This is a genomic window from Rhodococcus kronopolitis, from assembly GCF_042654025.1.
In the GTDB taxonomy this organism is placed as follows: Bacteria; Actinomycetota; Actinomycetes; order Mycobacteriales; family Mycobacteriaceae; genus Rhodococcus_G; species Rhodococcus_G kronopolitis.
The window spans coordinates 1-14,208 of record NZ_JBHSFO010000014.1 but is presented as its reverse complement, the minus strand read 5'-3'; the positions used below and the strand labels follow the sequence as shown (position 1 = coordinate 14,208).

Annotated in this window: 16 protein-coding genes; 14 read left to right on the top strand and 2 right to left on the bottom strand. The window is 66.8% G+C overall.

Going from position 1 to position 14,208, the window contains the following annotated elements:
* Position 1 precedes the first annotated feature (1 nt).
* Positions 2-448 carry a hypothetical protein gene (locus ACFO6S_RS18745; protein WP_378419489.1) on the bottom strand — a complete coding sequence of 149 codons (447 nt, stop codon included), beginning with the start codon at positions 446-448 and terminating at the stop codon, positions 2-4.
* 132 nt (positions 449-580) lie between these two features.
* On the opposite strand from ACFO6S_RS18745, the gene prmC reads away from it, so the two are divergent.
* The 13 genes from prmC to ACFO6S_RS18680 all read left to right on the top strand — a co-directional run bounded on the left by prmC (position 581) and on the right by ACFO6S_RS18680 (position 11,857).
* A complete protein-coding gene (gene prmC, locus ACFO6S_RS18740) occupies positions 581-1,480 on the top strand; it encodes a peptide chain release factor N(5)-glutamine methyltransferase (protein WP_378419488.1) in 900 nt (299 codons plus the stop codon).
* A 76-nt stretch (positions 1,481-1,556) separates the two neighbouring features.
* Positions 1,557-2,225, top strand: a complete 669-nt coding sequence (locus ACFO6S_RS18735; RefSeq protein ID WP_378419487.1) for an L-threonylcarbamoyladenylate synthase — start codon at positions 1,557-1,559, stop codon at positions 2,223-2,225.
* 31 nt (positions 2,226-2,256) lie between these two features.
* Positions 2,257-3,468 carry a glycosyltransferase family 4 protein gene (locus tag ACFO6S_RS18730; protein ID WP_378419486.1) on the top strand — a complete coding sequence of 404 codons (1,212 nt, stop codon included), beginning with the start codon at positions 2,257-2,259 and terminating at the stop codon, positions 3,466-3,468.
* An 18-nt stretch (positions 3,469-3,486) separates the two neighbouring features.
* Entirely contained in the window at positions 3,487-3,939 is a 453-nt protein-coding gene (locus ACFO6S_RS18725) for a hypothetical protein (RefSeq protein WP_378419485.1), read from the top strand.
* Between the two features lie 322 nt (positions 3,940-4,261).
* Entirely contained in the window at positions 4,262-5,086 is an 825-nt protein-coding gene (gene atpB, locus ACFO6S_RS18720; RefSeq protein ID WP_378419641.1) for a F0F1 ATP synthase subunit A, read from the top strand.
* A gap of 82 nt (positions 5,087-5,168) precedes the next feature.
* Positions 5,169-5,417, top strand: a complete 249-nt coding sequence (locus ACFO6S_RS18715) for an ATP synthase F0 subunit C (protein WP_378419484.1) — start codon at positions 5,169-5,171, stop codon at positions 5,415-5,417.
* A gap of 9 nt (positions 5,418-5,426) precedes the next feature.
* Entirely contained in the window at positions 5,427-5,987 is a 561-nt protein-coding gene (locus ACFO6S_RS18710) for a F0F1 ATP synthase subunit B (protein WP_378419483.1), read from the top strand.
* Positions 5,988-5,992: 5 nt separating this feature from the next.
* Positions 5,993-6,817, top strand: coding sequence for a F0F1 ATP synthase subunit delta (locus ACFO6S_RS18705; protein ID WP_378419640.1), 825 nt, complete (start codon positions 5,993-5,995; stop codon positions 6,815-6,817).
* Between the two features lie 62 nt (positions 6,818-6,879).
* Positions 6,880-8,523 (top strand): F0F1 ATP synthase subunit alpha, encoded by a 1,644-nt coding sequence (gene atpA / locus ACFO6S_RS18700; protein WP_378419482.1) that lies wholly within the window; start codon positions 6,880-6,882, stop codon positions 8,521-8,523.
* A gap of 48 nt (positions 8,524-8,571) precedes the next feature.
* Positions 8,572-9,555, top strand: coding sequence for a F0F1 ATP synthase subunit gamma (locus ACFO6S_RS18695; protein ID WP_378419481.1), 984 nt, complete (start codon positions 8,572-8,574; stop codon positions 9,553-9,555).
* 3 nt (positions 9,556-9,558) lie between these two features.
* On the top strand, positions 9,559-11,010 hold the full coding sequence (atpD, locus tag ACFO6S_RS18690; RefSeq protein ID WP_378419480.1) for a F0F1 ATP synthase subunit beta: 1,452 nt from the start codon (positions 9,559-9,561) through the stop codon (positions 11,008-11,010).
* 6 nt (positions 11,011-11,016) lie between these two features.
* A complete protein-coding gene (locus ACFO6S_RS18685; protein WP_378419479.1) occupies positions 11,017-11,385 on the top strand; it encodes a F0F1 ATP synthase subunit epsilon in 369 nt (122 codons plus the stop codon).
* Between the two features lie 49 nt (positions 11,386-11,434).
* Positions 11,435-11,857 carry a DUF2550 domain-containing protein gene (locus ACFO6S_RS18680; protein ID WP_378419478.1) on the top strand — a complete coding sequence of 141 codons (423 nt, stop codon included), beginning with the start codon at positions 11,435-11,437 and terminating at the stop codon, positions 11,855-11,857.
* A 65-nt stretch (positions 11,858-11,922) separates the two neighbouring features.
* Here ACFO6S_RS18680 and ACFO6S_RS18675 read toward each other — a convergent pair whose 3' ends face one another.
* Positions 11,923-12,510, bottom strand: coding sequence for a cob(I)yrinic acid a,c-diamide adenosyltransferase (locus ACFO6S_RS18675; RefSeq protein WP_378419477.1), 588 nt, complete (start codon positions 12,508-12,510; stop codon positions 11,923-11,925).
* Positions 12,511-12,568: 58 nt separating this feature from the next.
* On the opposite strand from ACFO6S_RS18675, the gene murA reads away from it, so the two are divergent.
* A complete protein-coding gene (gene murA, locus ACFO6S_RS18670) occupies positions 12,569-13,831 on the top strand; it encodes a UDP-N-acetylglucosamine 1-carboxyvinyltransferase (protein ID WP_378419476.1) in 1,263 nt (420 codons plus the stop codon).
* Positions 13,832-14,208: the final 377 nt, after the last annotated feature.

Here is a 14,208-nt window from a genome sequence, read left to right as displayed (position 1 = left end):
GTCAGTCGTCGGGCTCGCCCGCCAGCTGGCTGATGTCGATCCCGGGCAGCAGGAAGCAGTTCTCGCCCTTGGCGTTCTCGTACATGCCCCACACGGCGGAGATCGCGGTGCCGCCCTCGGGTTCGACGAGTACCGCAGGTGCGTTGAAGATGCCCTCCGTCGGGGACATGACGTCGGCCCCGGTCTCGCCGGTGTTGATGTTGATCCAGTTGACGTTGGGGCCCGACTTGCCCTGCTCGTTGACAACGAACAGCAGGTCGTCGGGTTCGATGGCCTCCTGGTCCGCGTGCGTGAGGGACTGGACCGGGGCGATGCCACTCTTGCAGAGCAGCGCCGTGGGCTGGACGTCGATCAGTGCCGCGGACGCCAGGGCGGGGGCGGCGAGCATCGCGGCGCTCGCGGCGGCCGACACGGCGGCGAGGCGGAAGACGGACCTTGACCTGTTCATGAGATTCCCTTTCCTTGTGTCCCGACAGCTCGACCGTATCCGCACCGGCGAGCGCCGTCGCGACACGTGATCGGTACGTGTCCGGTTCGTGACGGCTGTGCCAAACGCATCGGCGCCTGGCAGGCTGACCGGGTGAGCCGTCAACCCCTTCGCCTAGCGATCCTCGAAGCCACCCGTCTCCTCGAAGAGGCCGGGGTGCACAGCCCGCGCGTCGACGCGGAGTTGCTCGCCGCCCACGTCGTCGGTGTCGAGCGAACCCGACTCGGGCTGGTGCCGTTGGTCGACCCCGAGGTGATCGAGAGGTACCGCGGTCTGGTCGCCCGGCGTGCCGAGCGAATTCCGTTGCAGCACATCACCGGAGTGGCCTCGATGGGGGAGATCGACCTCCAGGTTGGCCCCGGGGTGTTCGTGCCGCGCCCGGAGACCGAACTGCTGCTGGCCTGGGCGCTGGCCAAGCTCGAGGGCACCGCCGGGCAGCGTCCGGTGGTCCTGGACTTGTGCACCGGTTCGGGGGCCCTGGCGTTGGCGATCGCACACGCCCGCCCCGACGCGGTGGTGCACGCGGTGGAACTGGACCCGAAGGCGTTGGCCTGGGCGCGGCGCAACGCCGACACCCGGGCCCGGGACGGCGACACCCCGATCGCGCTGCACCAGGGTGACGTCACCGACCGCGCCCTGCTCGCCGAGTTGGAGGGTCGGGTGGACCTGGTGGTCTCGAACCCGCCGTACATCCCCGAGGCCGCACAACTCGACGTCGAGGTGGCGGACCACGATCCGGCACTCGCGTTGTTCGGTGGGCCGGACGGGTTGTCGGTGATCACCCCGATGGTCTCGAACATCGCCCGCTGGCTGCGGATCGACGGGGCGCTGGCCATCGAGCACGACGACAGCAACGGCTCCGCGCTGGCGGCGATGCTCGACCAGCGCCGGGTCTTCGGCGAGGTGGCCGAGCACGCCGATCTCGCAGGCAAGCCGCGGTTCGTGGTGGCCCGACGGGTCGCCACGGAGGCCGAGGCGGCGCGGCGCCGGTGACCCGACGCGGCCGGGTCCGACGCCGTGTGCGGTGGGCTCGCTTCGGCCGCAATCACGCGAGTGGAAGGATGACGGGGTGAGCACTGTGTACGACTGCCGGGATACCGATATGCGCGCGGCTGGCATCACCGCCGCCACCCACGCACTCAACGCGGGGCGGCTGGTGGTGATCCCCACCGACACCCTCTACGGCCTGGCCGCCAACGCCTTCGACGGCGAGGCCGTCGCCAGCCTGTTGCGCGCCAAGGGGCGCGGCCGGGACATGCCGGTCCCGGTGCTGGTCGGGTCCTGGAACACCATCGACGGGCTGGTGTTCGCGGTCCGCCCGCAGGCGCGCGAACTCATCCGGGCCTTCTGGCCCGGCGGACTGAGTCTCGTTGTGCAGCAGGCGCCCTCGCTGGCCTGGGACCTCGGGGACACCCGTGGCACGGTGATGCTGCGGATGCCACTGCATCCGGTCGCGATCGAGTTGCTCCGCGAGGTGGGACCGCTCGCGGTCTCCAGCGCGAACCTCTCCGGCCACGCCCCGGCCAGCACGGTCGAACAGGCACGCAGCCAGCTCGGGTCGGCGGTCGGTGTCTACCTCGACGGCGGCCCCGCCGACCACGCCGTGGCGTCGACGATCGTGGACCTGACCGCGGACGAGCCGCGGATCCTGCGCGAGGGCGCGGTGCCGGCGGCGGCCATCGCCGAGGTTCTCGGCGTCCCGGTGGAGTCCCTCCTCGGGCCGGGCGCGGCGGGATGAACTGCATGCACCTGCGGGTACCGTCGTCGACGTGATCGCCGACGATTCCGCGCTGCTGGCCGGCGCGGCGCTCGTGGCCCAGGCCAACCGCGGAGCCGGCGTCCCACTGCGGGAACTGCTGCTGGTGCTCTTCACCGCCGCCGTCGTGACCTTCCTGGCCACCGGTGTGGTGCGGGTGCTCGCGCTCCGGTTCGGTGCCGTCGCGGTGCCGCGTGATCGCGACGTGCACGTCACCCCGACCCCGCGTCTCGGCGGGATCGGCATGTACCTCGGTTTCGCGGCGGCGTTGATCTTCGCCCAGCAGCTACCCGCGCTGGCCCGGGGATTCGAGTACAACACCAAGGACATCCCGGCGGCCCTGGTCGCGGGGCTGCTGATCGTGCTCGTGGGGGTCGTCGACGACCGGTGGGGCCTGGACGCGCTGACCAAGTTCGTCGGCCAGGTCACCGCCGCGGGCGTGCTGGTGGTGATGGGCGTGAGCTGGTTCGCGCTGTACCTGCCGTGGGGTGGCGGCAGCACGCTGATCCTCGACCAGCTCCAGGCCGGCCTGTTCACCGTGCTGGTCGCGGTGGTGATGATCAACGCGATGAACTTCGTCGACGGCCTCGACGGCCTGGCGGCGGGGCTCGGGCTGATCTCCTCCGTGGCGATCTGCGTCTTCTCGGTCGGGCTGCTGCACGAGCAGGGCGGCGACGTGAGCGCCTACCCGCCGGCCATGCTCGCGGCCGCCCTGGCGGGTGCCTGCCTCGGGTTCCTGCCGCACAACTTCAATCCGGCCCGGATCTTCATGGGCGACTCCGGCTCCATGCTGATCGGGCTGATGCTGGCCGCGATCTCGACCAGCGCGTCCGGGCGGATCTCGCTCAACGCCTACGGTTCCCGCGACATCCTCGGCCTGCTCACCCCGCTGCTGCTGGTGGGCGCGGTGATGTTCATTCCGGTCCTGGACCTGCTGCTCGCGGTGGTCCGCCGGACCATGGCCGGGCGCAGTCCGTTCAGCCCGGACAAGATGCACCTGCACCATCGGCTGCTGCAGATCGGTCACTCGCACCGTCGGGTGGTGCTGCTCATCTACTTGTGGGTCGGAGTGCTGGCCTTCGGGGCCGTCGGCTCGGCGTTGATCGACCGCAGGCTCGTGGTCCTGTTGGTCGCGGGCGGGCTGGTCTTCGCGTTGGTCGTCACCGCCGTCCCGTCGTTGCGGGTGCAGCGCGAGCACGGTGGGGATCGGGACCGGCAGGCGTAGCCAGCTAGGCTTTCGGGCGTGACTTCCTCTACGAACCCAGTGCCCGCCCAGTCCGCGCCGCTGCGCGCCGCGGTGCGCTACGGCACCGCCGGGCTGATTGCCCTCGCGGTGGTCGGCTCGATTGTGGCGACCCTGGTGGCCGGCCTGCCCGGGCTGTGGGGGGCGTTGATCGGTGTCGCCGTCGGCGGCGGTTTCGTGCTCTGCACGGCACTGGCCGTGCTGTTCACCGAGAAGCTTCCGCCGACCACCTCCGGCGCGGTCCTGCTCGGCAGCTGGCTGCTCAAGATGATCCTCGCGGTGCTCGTGCTGGGCACCCTCAAGGGGATGGACTTCTACAGCAAGGGCGCGCTGGTCATCGTCATGGTGCTCGCGCTGGTCATCGTGCTGGGGGCCGAGACCTACGGGCTGCTCAAGACGCGTGCCCCTTATGTCGTACCCGACGCGGGGGACCCCGATTCCGACGGAAAGTAGTACGACAACCAGTAGTAATGCCAGCTTGACGGACCCTGTCTACACAATCTCCCAGTTGTCTTGGTAGGGTCATGCCCAAGCGAGGGTAGGCACGGCACAGTTCAGGTAAGTTCTGCGCCGTTCCGCAACCGCGCAGGTGGCCTCGAACGATGATGTCGACATGCCCTTCCGGGGCGTGACGGAACGTCGGGGTGTGGCCGCCGAGTCGACGACAGTCCGCCGACACCGACAGACGCACGGCCCCACGGGGCCACAGCAACTGGCGAATACGCGAGCCGACCTTGTCGACTTGTTTCGTCAATGTCCGATCGAACCGCAGTCAATGATGGCTGGGGACCGACTACGGGAGAGAACGCTGAGCGTCACCACCCTGGCCGCCGTGGAATTCCATGCGCCGTCACTAGACGATTTTTTCCCCGAGTCCGTGCTGATTCACGCGGGCCCCTTCGAGCTCGACCGACTGATGCTCATCCGCATCCTGATGTCGGTCCTGGTCGCAGCGTTCTTCGCGATCGCCATGCGCAGTCCGCGCCTGGTTCCGCGGGGACTGCAGAACGTCGCCGAGATTGCACTCGACTTCGTGCGAATTCAGATCGCCGAAGACGTTCTCGGCAAGGAGCAGGGGAAGCGATTCCTGCCGGTCATCACGACGATCTTCTTCCTCGTGATCGCCAGCAACGCCTCCGCGATCATTCCCTTCCTGAACATCTCGCCCAACGCCCGCATCGGCATGCCGCTGGTCCTCGCGGCGTTGGCGTACATCGTCTTCAACTACGTGGGAATCAAGAAGTACGGATTCTTCAAGTACGTGAAGAGCAGCGTCGTGGTGCCGGGTGTGCCGCTGCCCCTGCACTTCCTGTTGATCCCGATCGAGTTCATCTCGACCTTCGTCCTGCGACCGTTCACGCTGATGGTTCGTCTCATGGCCAACATGTTGGCCGGCCACATCCTGCTGGTGCTGTTCCTGGGCGCGTCGAACTTCTTCATCCTCAACGGCGGCTTCGAGGCGATCTTCGGCGTCGCGTCCCTGGCCGCAGGCATTGCCTTCACGTTCTTCGAACTGCTGGTCATCGTCCTGCAGGCCTACGTGTTCGCGCTGCTGGCCGCGGTCTACATCGACCTCGCGCTGCACGCCGAAGAGCACTGACCCACACACCTCCTTACCAGCTACACCACGAACTGAGCCTCGCCGAAACCGGCGTAGGTCAACAGAAAGGGAACGGAACACCATGAGCGTCGCTTACCTTGCGCAGGAAGTTGCCGAGCAGACCATCACCAACAAGGGTTTTGGTGCAGTCGGCTACGGCCTCGCAGCGATCGGCCCCGGCATCGGCATCGGCATCGTCGTCGGTAAGGCGATCGAGGGCATGGTCCGTCAGCCGGAGATGGCCGGACAGGTTCGCACCACGATGTTCCTCGGTATTGCATTCACCGAGGCCCTCGCGCTGATCGGCCTTGTCGCCGGCTTCATTTTCTAAGAGACCGACATGGCAGCCACCATTACTCTGCTCGCGGCAACTGAGGGTGAAGTTCACAACCCCCTGCTGCCCGCGACGTACGACATCGTATGGTCCATCGTCTGCCTCGTCGTTGTCGGTTTGGTCTTCTGGAAGTTCGTTCTTCCGATGTTCCAGAAGGTTCTGGCCGAACGCACCGAGCAGATCGAGGGCGGGATCAAGAAGGCCGAAGAGGCTCAGGCAGAGGCAAAGGATGCGCTCGAGCAGTACCGCGCGCAGCTTGCCGAGGCCCGTACCGAGGCCGCGCAGATCCGTGAGGAAGCGCGTGTCCAGGGTCAGCAGATCATCGCTGACATGAAGGTTCAGGCGCAGGACGAGAGCGATCGCATCGTGGCCGCAGGCCACAGCCAGCTCGTCGCCCAGCGTCAGCAGATCGTCACCGAGCTCCGTTCGGATCTCGGCAAGACGGCTGTGGACCTGGCCGAGAAGGTCATCGGGGAGTCCCTCGCCGACGACGTGAAGCGCGCCGGAACGGTTGATCGGTTCCTCAACGAGCTCGACGCCGTCAGCGTTGATTCAGCCAGGAAGTGAGCAGCATGTACGCAGCGAGCCGTGAAGCCTTGGCGCAGACTCGTTCTGCGCTGAGCAGCGCCCTGGGCGCAGTCTCTGCAGGAGCCGCGACTGCGGCCGCTGCGCAGGCTGGGTCCGAGCTCTTCTCGGTGGTCGAGGTACTCGACGGCCAGCGCGCTCTTCGTGGCGCGCTGGCTGACGCTTCGGCACCGGCTGCGGGTCGTCAGGCTCTGGCAGAGCAGTTGTTCTCCGGAAAGGTGGGCGCCGAGGCGCTCGCCACCGTGAAGGCAGCTGCCGGCCAGGACTGGTCTGCGGCCCGCGACTTGGTCAGCTCGCTCGAACTGCTCGGCCGCGAGGCTCTGCTTCGCGCCGCAGCCGATCAGGGCCAGCTGGACACCGTTGAGGACGAGCTCTTCCGTCTCGGCCGCATCGTGGCAGGGGACTCCAGCCTGGAGCAGACGCTCTCGGATCTGTCGGTTCCCGCCGCCCGCAAGCGTGAGTTCCTCTCCCGCTTGCTCTACGGCAAGGTCACCGCGGTCACCGAGGCACTCGCCGGGCAGGCCGTCGGCCGGCTGAAGTCTGCACCCGCAGACACTTTCGATCAGCTGTCGAACCTTGCCGCAGCGCAGCGCGATACCACCGTTGCTCACGTTCGCAGCGCTTCGGCGTTGAGCGCGGAGCAGTCGGATCGCTTGGCCAGCACTCTTACCCGCACCTACGGGAAGCCGGTTGCAGTGCACGTCGAGGTCGATCCAGAACTCCTTAGCGGCTTGGTCGTCCGGGTGGGCGACGAGGTTATCGACGGCAGTGCAGCGGGTCGAATCGCAGCACTGCGGAAGAACCTCAAGTAGTCCTTCAGCCGAACCCATACTCCAGATCTTTTCGAAGACCAGACACCGAGAGCAGGAAAAACATGGCGGAGCTGACGATCTCCTCCGACGAGATCCGTAGCGCGATCGACAACTACACCGCGAGCTACTCCCCGGAGGCCTCCCGTGAGGAGGTCGGCACAGTGACCGACACCAGTGACGGCATTGCGCACGTCTCTGGCCTGCCTTCGGCTATGTCCAACGAACTGTTGGAGTTCCCCGGTGGAATCGTCGGCGTCGCGCTGAACCTGGATGCCACCGAAATCGGTGCCGTCATCCTGGGCGATTACCAGAACATCCAAGAGGGCCAGGAAGTCAAGCGCACGGGCGACGTTCTGTCGGTTCCCGTCGGCGACGCCTTCCTCGGCCGTGTCATCGACCCGCTGGGTGCACCCATCGACGGCCTCGGCGAGATCGAGAGCACCGAGAACCGTGCCCTCGAGCTGCAGGCTGCTTCGGTGCTCGAGCGCCAGCCGGTCGAAGAGCCGCTGCAGACCGGTATCAAGGCCATCGACGCCATGACCCCGATCGGCCGCGGCCAGCGCCAGCTCATCATCGGCGACCGCAAGACCGGCAAGACCGCGGTCTGCATCGACGCGATCCTGAACCAGAAGGCCAACTGGGATTCCGGCGACCCGCAGAAGCAGGTCCGCTGCATCTACGTGGCCATCGGTCAGAAGGGCTCCACCATCGCGGGCGTCAAGGCTGCCCTCGAGGAGAAGGGCGCGATGGAGTACACCACCATCGTCGCCGCCCCGGCCTCTGACTCCGCCGGCTTCAAGTGGCTCGCTCCGTACACCGGCTCGGCCATCGGCCAGCACTGGATGTACCAGGGCAAGCACGTCCTGGTCGTGTTCGACGACCTGACCAAGCAGGCCGAGGCGTACCGCGCCATCTCGCTGCTGCTGCGTCGCCCGCCGGGCCGCGAGGCGTACCCCGGTGACGTCTTCTACTTGCACTCCCGTCTGCTGGAGCGTTCGGCGAAGCTGTCCGACGCCCTCGGTGGTGGCTCGCTCACCGCGCTGCCGATCATCGAGACCAAGGCCAACGACGTCTCGGCGTACATCCCGACCAACGTGATCTCGATCACCGACGGTCAGGTGTTCCTCGAGTCCGACCTGTTCAACAAGGGCGTTCGCCCCGCGATCAATGTCGGTATCTCGGTTTCCCGAGTCGGTGGCGCTGCGCAGACCAAGGGCATGAAGAAGGTTTCCGGCTCGCTGCGTCTGGAGCTGGCTCAGTTCCGTGAGCTCGAGGCGTTCTCCGCCTTCGCATCCGACCTCGACGCGGCCTCCAAGGCTCAGCTCGAGCGCGGTGCCCGTCTGGTCGAGCTGCTCAAGCAGGACCAGTACAGCCCGATCCCCGTCGAGGACCAGATCATCTCGATCTACCTCGCCGGCGAGGGCACCTTCGACAGCGTCCCGATCGGCGACGTCCGTCGCTTCGAGAAGGAACTGCTCGAGGACCTCAAGCACTCGGCTGCGGACGTCTACTCCAGCATCAACGGCGGCAAGGCACTCGATGCCGACAACGCTGCTGCGCTGATCGCCGCGACCGACAAGTTCAAGCAGGGCTTCCTCGCCTCCGACGGCAGCCGGGTTGTGAACGAGGCCGAGGCAGACGCGCTGGGCGCCGACGAGGTCGAGAACGAGCAGATCAACGTCAAGCGCAAGACCGTCAGCAAGTGACGGACGCGCCCATGACTCTGCGAATCACGAAGGGAGAGTGATCGATCGATGGCAAGCATTCTCGAATTGCGGTCTCGTATCAAGTCGGTCAACTCGACCAAGAAGATCACCAAGGCGCAGGAACTGATCGCGACTTCGCGCATCACGAAGGCTCAGGTTCGCGTCGCCGCGTCCAAGCCGTACGCCGAGGAGATCACGAAGGTACTCACCGAATTGGCGAGTGCGTCTGCTTCGCTCGATCACCCGCTGCTCAACGAGCGTCCGGAGCCCAAGCGGGCTGCGGTGCTCGTTGTCACCAGTGACCGCGGCATGTGTGGTGGCTACAACTCCAACGTCCTCAAGCAGGCAGAAGAGCTGATGGCTCTGCTCCGCAGCGAGGGCAAGGAGCCGGTCGTCTACGTGCTCGGTTCCAAGGGGCTCGGCTACTACTCGTTCCGTGGCCGCGACATCGGTGCCGCGTGGACGGGCTTCTCGCAGGATCCGGGCTACTCGGATGCTGCGAAGGCCAGCCGCCACCTGGTGGAGCTGTTCATGGCGGGTTCGGGCAGCCAGATTGCCGCTGCGAACGGCGAAGGCACGATCGAGGGCGTCGACGAGCTCCATATCGTCTACACCCGCTTCGTGTCGATGCTGACGCAGACCCCCGAGGTTCGCCGGATGGCGCCGCTCGAGGTGTCCGTGTCCGAGGAGCACATCGAGCTCGGTGACGACATGCTGACCAACGGCCACGACGACGACCACAGCAATGGTCCCGTCGCGGACTTCAGCTTCGAGCCGGAGCCCGAGAAGCTTCTCGGCGCTCTCCTCCCGAAGTACGTCAGCACGCGTATCTTCTCGTCGCTTCTCGATGCTGCGGCATCGGAGTCGGCCGCTCGTCGTACCGCCATGAAGGCCGCGACGGACAACGCAAACGAACTGGTGAACACGTTGAGCCGTCAGGCCAACCAGGCTCGCCAGGCCCAGATCACCCAGGAAATCAGCGAGATCGTCGGCGGCGCCAACGCGCTCGCCTCGAGCGCAGGAAGTGACTAGCACATGACCGCAGCAGTAACCGAAAACAACGGGGCGGGTTCGGCTTCGGCCGTGGCCGGCCGCGTCGTGCGGGTCATCGGTCCCGTCGTGGACGTTGAATTCCCGCGTGGCGCTGTGCCGGAACTGTTCAACGCCTTGAACGCCGAGATCACGCTTCCCTCGGTCGCCAAGACGCTGACGCTCGAGGTTGCGCAGCACCTGGGCGACAACCTGGTCCGCACCGTCTCCATGCAGCCCACCGACGGCCTGGTTCGCGGCACTGCAGTGACCGACTCGGGCAAGCCGATCTCGGTTCCCGTCGGTGACGTCGTCAAGGGCCACGTGTTCAACGCCCTCGGTGACTGCCTCGACACCCCGGGCCTCGGCCGCGACGGCGAGCAGTGGGGCATCCACCGCAAGCCCCCAGCCTTCGACCAGCTCGAGGGCAAGACCGAGATCCTCGAGACCGGCATCAAGGTCATCGACCTGCTGACCCCGTACGTCAAGGGCGGCAAGATCGGTCTGTTCGGTGGTGCCGGCGTCGGCAAGACCGTTCTGATCCAGGAGATGATCACCCGTATCGCCCGCGAGTTCTCCGGCACCTCGGTGTTCGCAGGCGTTGGCGAGCGGACCCGTGAGGGCACCGACCTCCACCTCGAGATGGAAGAGATGGGCGTCCTCCAGGACACCGCCCTTGTCTTCGGCCAGATGGATGAGCCGCCGGGAACGCGTATGCGCGTCGCCCTGTCCGCACTGACCATGGCGGAGTACTTCCGCGATGTTCAGGGCCAGGACGTGCTGCTGTTCATCGACAACATCTTCCGCTTCACGCAGGCAGGTTCCGAGGTTTCCACCCTCCTCGGTCGTATGCCGTCGGCCGTGGGCTACCAGCCCACGCTCGCGGACGAGATGGGTGAGCTCCAGGAGCGCATCACCTCGACCCGTGGCCGCTCGATCACCTCGCTGCAGGCGATCTACGTGCCCGCCGACGACTACACCGACCCGGCGCCGGCCACGACGTTCGCGCACCTCGATGCGACCACCGAGCTCTCGCGTCCGATTTCGCAGATGGGTATCTACCCCGCTGTGGACCCGCTGAGCTCGACCTCGCGCATCCTCGAGCCGAGCATTGTCGGTGCGGAGCACTTCCGCGTCGCCAACGAGGTCAAGCGGATCCTGCAGAAGTACAAGGAACTGCAGGACATCATCGCAATTCTGGGTATGGACGAGCTTCAGGAAGAGGACAAGATCCTCGTCGGTCGCGCCCGTCGTATCCAGAAGTTCCTCGGCCAGAACTTCATCGTCGCCGAGAAGTTCACGGGCGAGAAGGGCTCGGTCGTGCCGCTGCGCGACACCATCGAGGCCTTCGACCGCGTCTGCAAGGGCGAGTTCGATCACCTTCCGGAGCAGGCATTCAACAGCTGCGGCGGACTCGACGACGTCGAGGCTGCAGCCAAGAAGATGGCCGGGAAGTAGTCCGCGATGGCTGAGATGACCGTAGAGCTCGTCGCCGTCGAGCGACGACTGTGGTCGGGTGCGGCGACGCTCGTGAGCGCTCAGACGACCGAGGGTGAGATCGGCATCATGCCTGGGCATGAGCCGGTTCTCGGTCAGCTCATCGAGGGTGGCACCGTCTCGATCACGTCGGTCGACGGCGAGCGCGTCGTTGCCGCGGTTCACGGTGGATTCCTCTCCGTGACGGCCACGACGGTGACGATCCTGGCCGAGTCCGCGGACATGGCACAGGACATCGACGTCGACGCGGCCAAGGCCGTGCTGGCGGAGAACTCGGAAGACCTCGAGGCGATTGCGGTCGCCAAGGGTCAGCTCCGGGCTGTCGAGCGCGCGTAAGTTACTCGAGTAAAGCCGCGACGGGAGCCGACGAACAGTGACATTCGGGATGACTGCGTTGATCATTCTGGTTGTGCTGCTCGCGGCCCTCGTCGCGGCTTTCGTGTACCGGCTGAGCGTGTTGCGCCGCGGTGGGACCGCGGCGATCCTGCGGGTGACGCCCGCGGCTGCCGGTGCCGGCTGGCGGCACGGCGTGATCCGGTACGGCGACAACACCCTCGTCTTCTTCAAGCTCTCGAGCCTGCGGCCGGGACCGGACTTCCGGTTGGCCCGTCAGGGCATCGAGCTGGGGAAGCGGCGTAGGCCCTGCGACACCGAGTTCGACATCATGACCGACGAGATCACGATCCTCTCCGTCCTCGACGGCGACTGCAGTTTCGAGGTCGCACTCGACCGCGGCGCCCTCACCGCATTCCTGTCCTGGGTCGAGGCGCGCCCGGACGGCCGCTCGATGCGTGGCCGGCCCGTCTGACACCCGACGCGCCGCAGAAAAAAGAACCCCGACCGGATCCGGTCGGGGTTTCTTCGTGTGTGGGGTCAGGCGTCGGTGGCGGCGCCGCCCGCACCGGGCCGCCACAGCACGTCGCCGTCGGGGTTGGCGATCCGGCCGAGGATGAACAACAGATCCGAGAGCCGGTTGAGGTACTTGGCCGGCAGCGCACTGGTGTCCTCGGGGCTGGCGTCGACCGCCGCCCAGGCCGCCCGCTCCGCCCGCCGCGTCACCGTCCGTGCGACGTGCAGCTGCGCCGCGAGCACCGTGCCGCCCGGCAGGATGAAGGAGTTCAGCGGGTCCAGCCGCTCGTTGAACTCGTCGCACCAGCCCTCGAGTCGGGTGACGTACTCCGCGGTGACCCGCAGCGGTGGGTACTTCGGATCCGCGACGATCGGGGTCGAGAGGTCGGCGCCCGCGTCGAACAGGTCGTTCTGGATCTGCTGCAGGACCGAGGCGATGTCGGCGCTCGGGTTTCCGAGCGCAATCGACACGCCGATGCAGGCGTTGGCCTCGTCACAGTCGGCGTACGCGATCAGCCGGGGATCGTTCTTCGAGACCCGGGAAAAGTCGCTGAGCCCGGTCGTGCCGTCGTCGCCGGTACGGGTGTAAATGCGGGTGAGGTGGACTGCCATGCCGCCACGCTACCGGGGCGGCATCGGGAGGCCGGGAAACTGACTAGGCTGTCGGACTGTGAGTGAACGCTTTCTTGTCACCGGTGGCAACAGACTGACCGGTGAGGTCTCGGTGGGTGGCGCTAAGAACAGCGTGCTCAAGCTGATGGCCGCGGCGCTGCTGGCCGAGGGCACCACCGTCATCAGCAACTGCCCCGACATCCTCGACGTGCCGTACATGGCGGAGGTGCTGCGCGGACTGGGCTGCGACGTCGTCATCGACGGCGACGAGGTCCGGATCACGACGCCGGCCGAGCCGAAGTACCACGCCGACTTCCCCGCGGTGACCCAGTTCCGGGCGTCCGTCTGTGTGCTCGGTCCGCTGGTGGCGCGGTGTCGGCGCGCGGTGGTCGCGCTGCCTGGCGGCGACGCGATCGGGTCGCGGCCGCTGGACATGCACCAGACCGGCCTGGCCCTGCTCGGCGCGCGCAGCGAGATCCAGCACGGTTGCCTGGTCGCGGAGGCCGACGAACTGCACGGCGCCAAGATCCGGCTGGCCTTCCCGTCTGTCGGTGCCACCGAGAACATCCTGATGGCCGCGGTGCTGGCCACCGGGGAGACGGTGATCGACAACGCCGCACGTGAGCCCGAGATCGTCGACCTGTGCAACCTGTTGACGCGGATGGGTGCCCGGATCGAGGGTGCGGGGTCCTCGACGCTGACGATCCAGGGCGTGAGTCGCCTCGAGCCCGTCACCCACCGGGTCATCGGCGATCGGATCGTCGCCGCGACCTGGGGGATCGCCGCTGCCATGACCCGTGGCGACGTCCGGGTGCGCGGGGTGAACCCGAAGCACCTGTCGCTGGTGCTGGACAAGCTGCGAACCGCGGGCGCGCAGGTCACGTCCGAGCCGGACGGCTTCCGGGTGGTGCAGGAGTCCCGCCCGACGGCGGTGAACTTCGCGACGCTGCCATTCCCGGGGTTCCCGACGGACCTGCAGCCGATGGCGATCGGACTCGCCGCGATCGCGGACGGAACGTCGATGATCACCGAGAACGTCTTCGAGGCACGGTTCCGCTTCGTCGAGGAGATGATCCGGCTCGGAGCCGATGCCCGGACGGACGGACACCACGCGGTGGTGCGCGGGATCAACCGGTTGTCGAGCGCGCCGGTGTGGTCGTCCGACATCCGGGCCGGCGCCGGTCTGGTGCTGGCCGCACTGGTGGCGGACGGAACCACCGAGGTCCACGACGTCTACCACATCGACAGGGGCTATCCGCTGTTCGTGGAGAAGCTATCCGCGCTCGGCGGCGACATCGTCCGGGTGACGGACGCCGACTGACAGCCGCACACGTTCATCCTTCTCGAAGGGCGCCACTTCTCGCTGATGCGGGGGAGGCGCCCTTCGGTGCATTCGGGGGATGGGCCGGGAGCCGGTGCGAGGTGAGTGTGCGGCGTCACAGTTCGCGAAAGTGCCTTCCGGGCCGAAGTTTTCGATGCGGGTCGAGTCCTGACCAGGGGCGTTGTGCGCCGGCTGAATGCGTGACCTGGCGATTTGCTCTTGCGTTCTCGCTCCCGTAACTTTTGTCGAGTCAGAGCGACACGGACACCGACCCGGACTTCAGAGCCCGGGACACGAGGTTGGACGTCGAGAGCCTGACAAGAACCCCTTTCAGCCAAGATCATCCAGCCGGTTTGCGCCGGCGACAGTGATGAGTT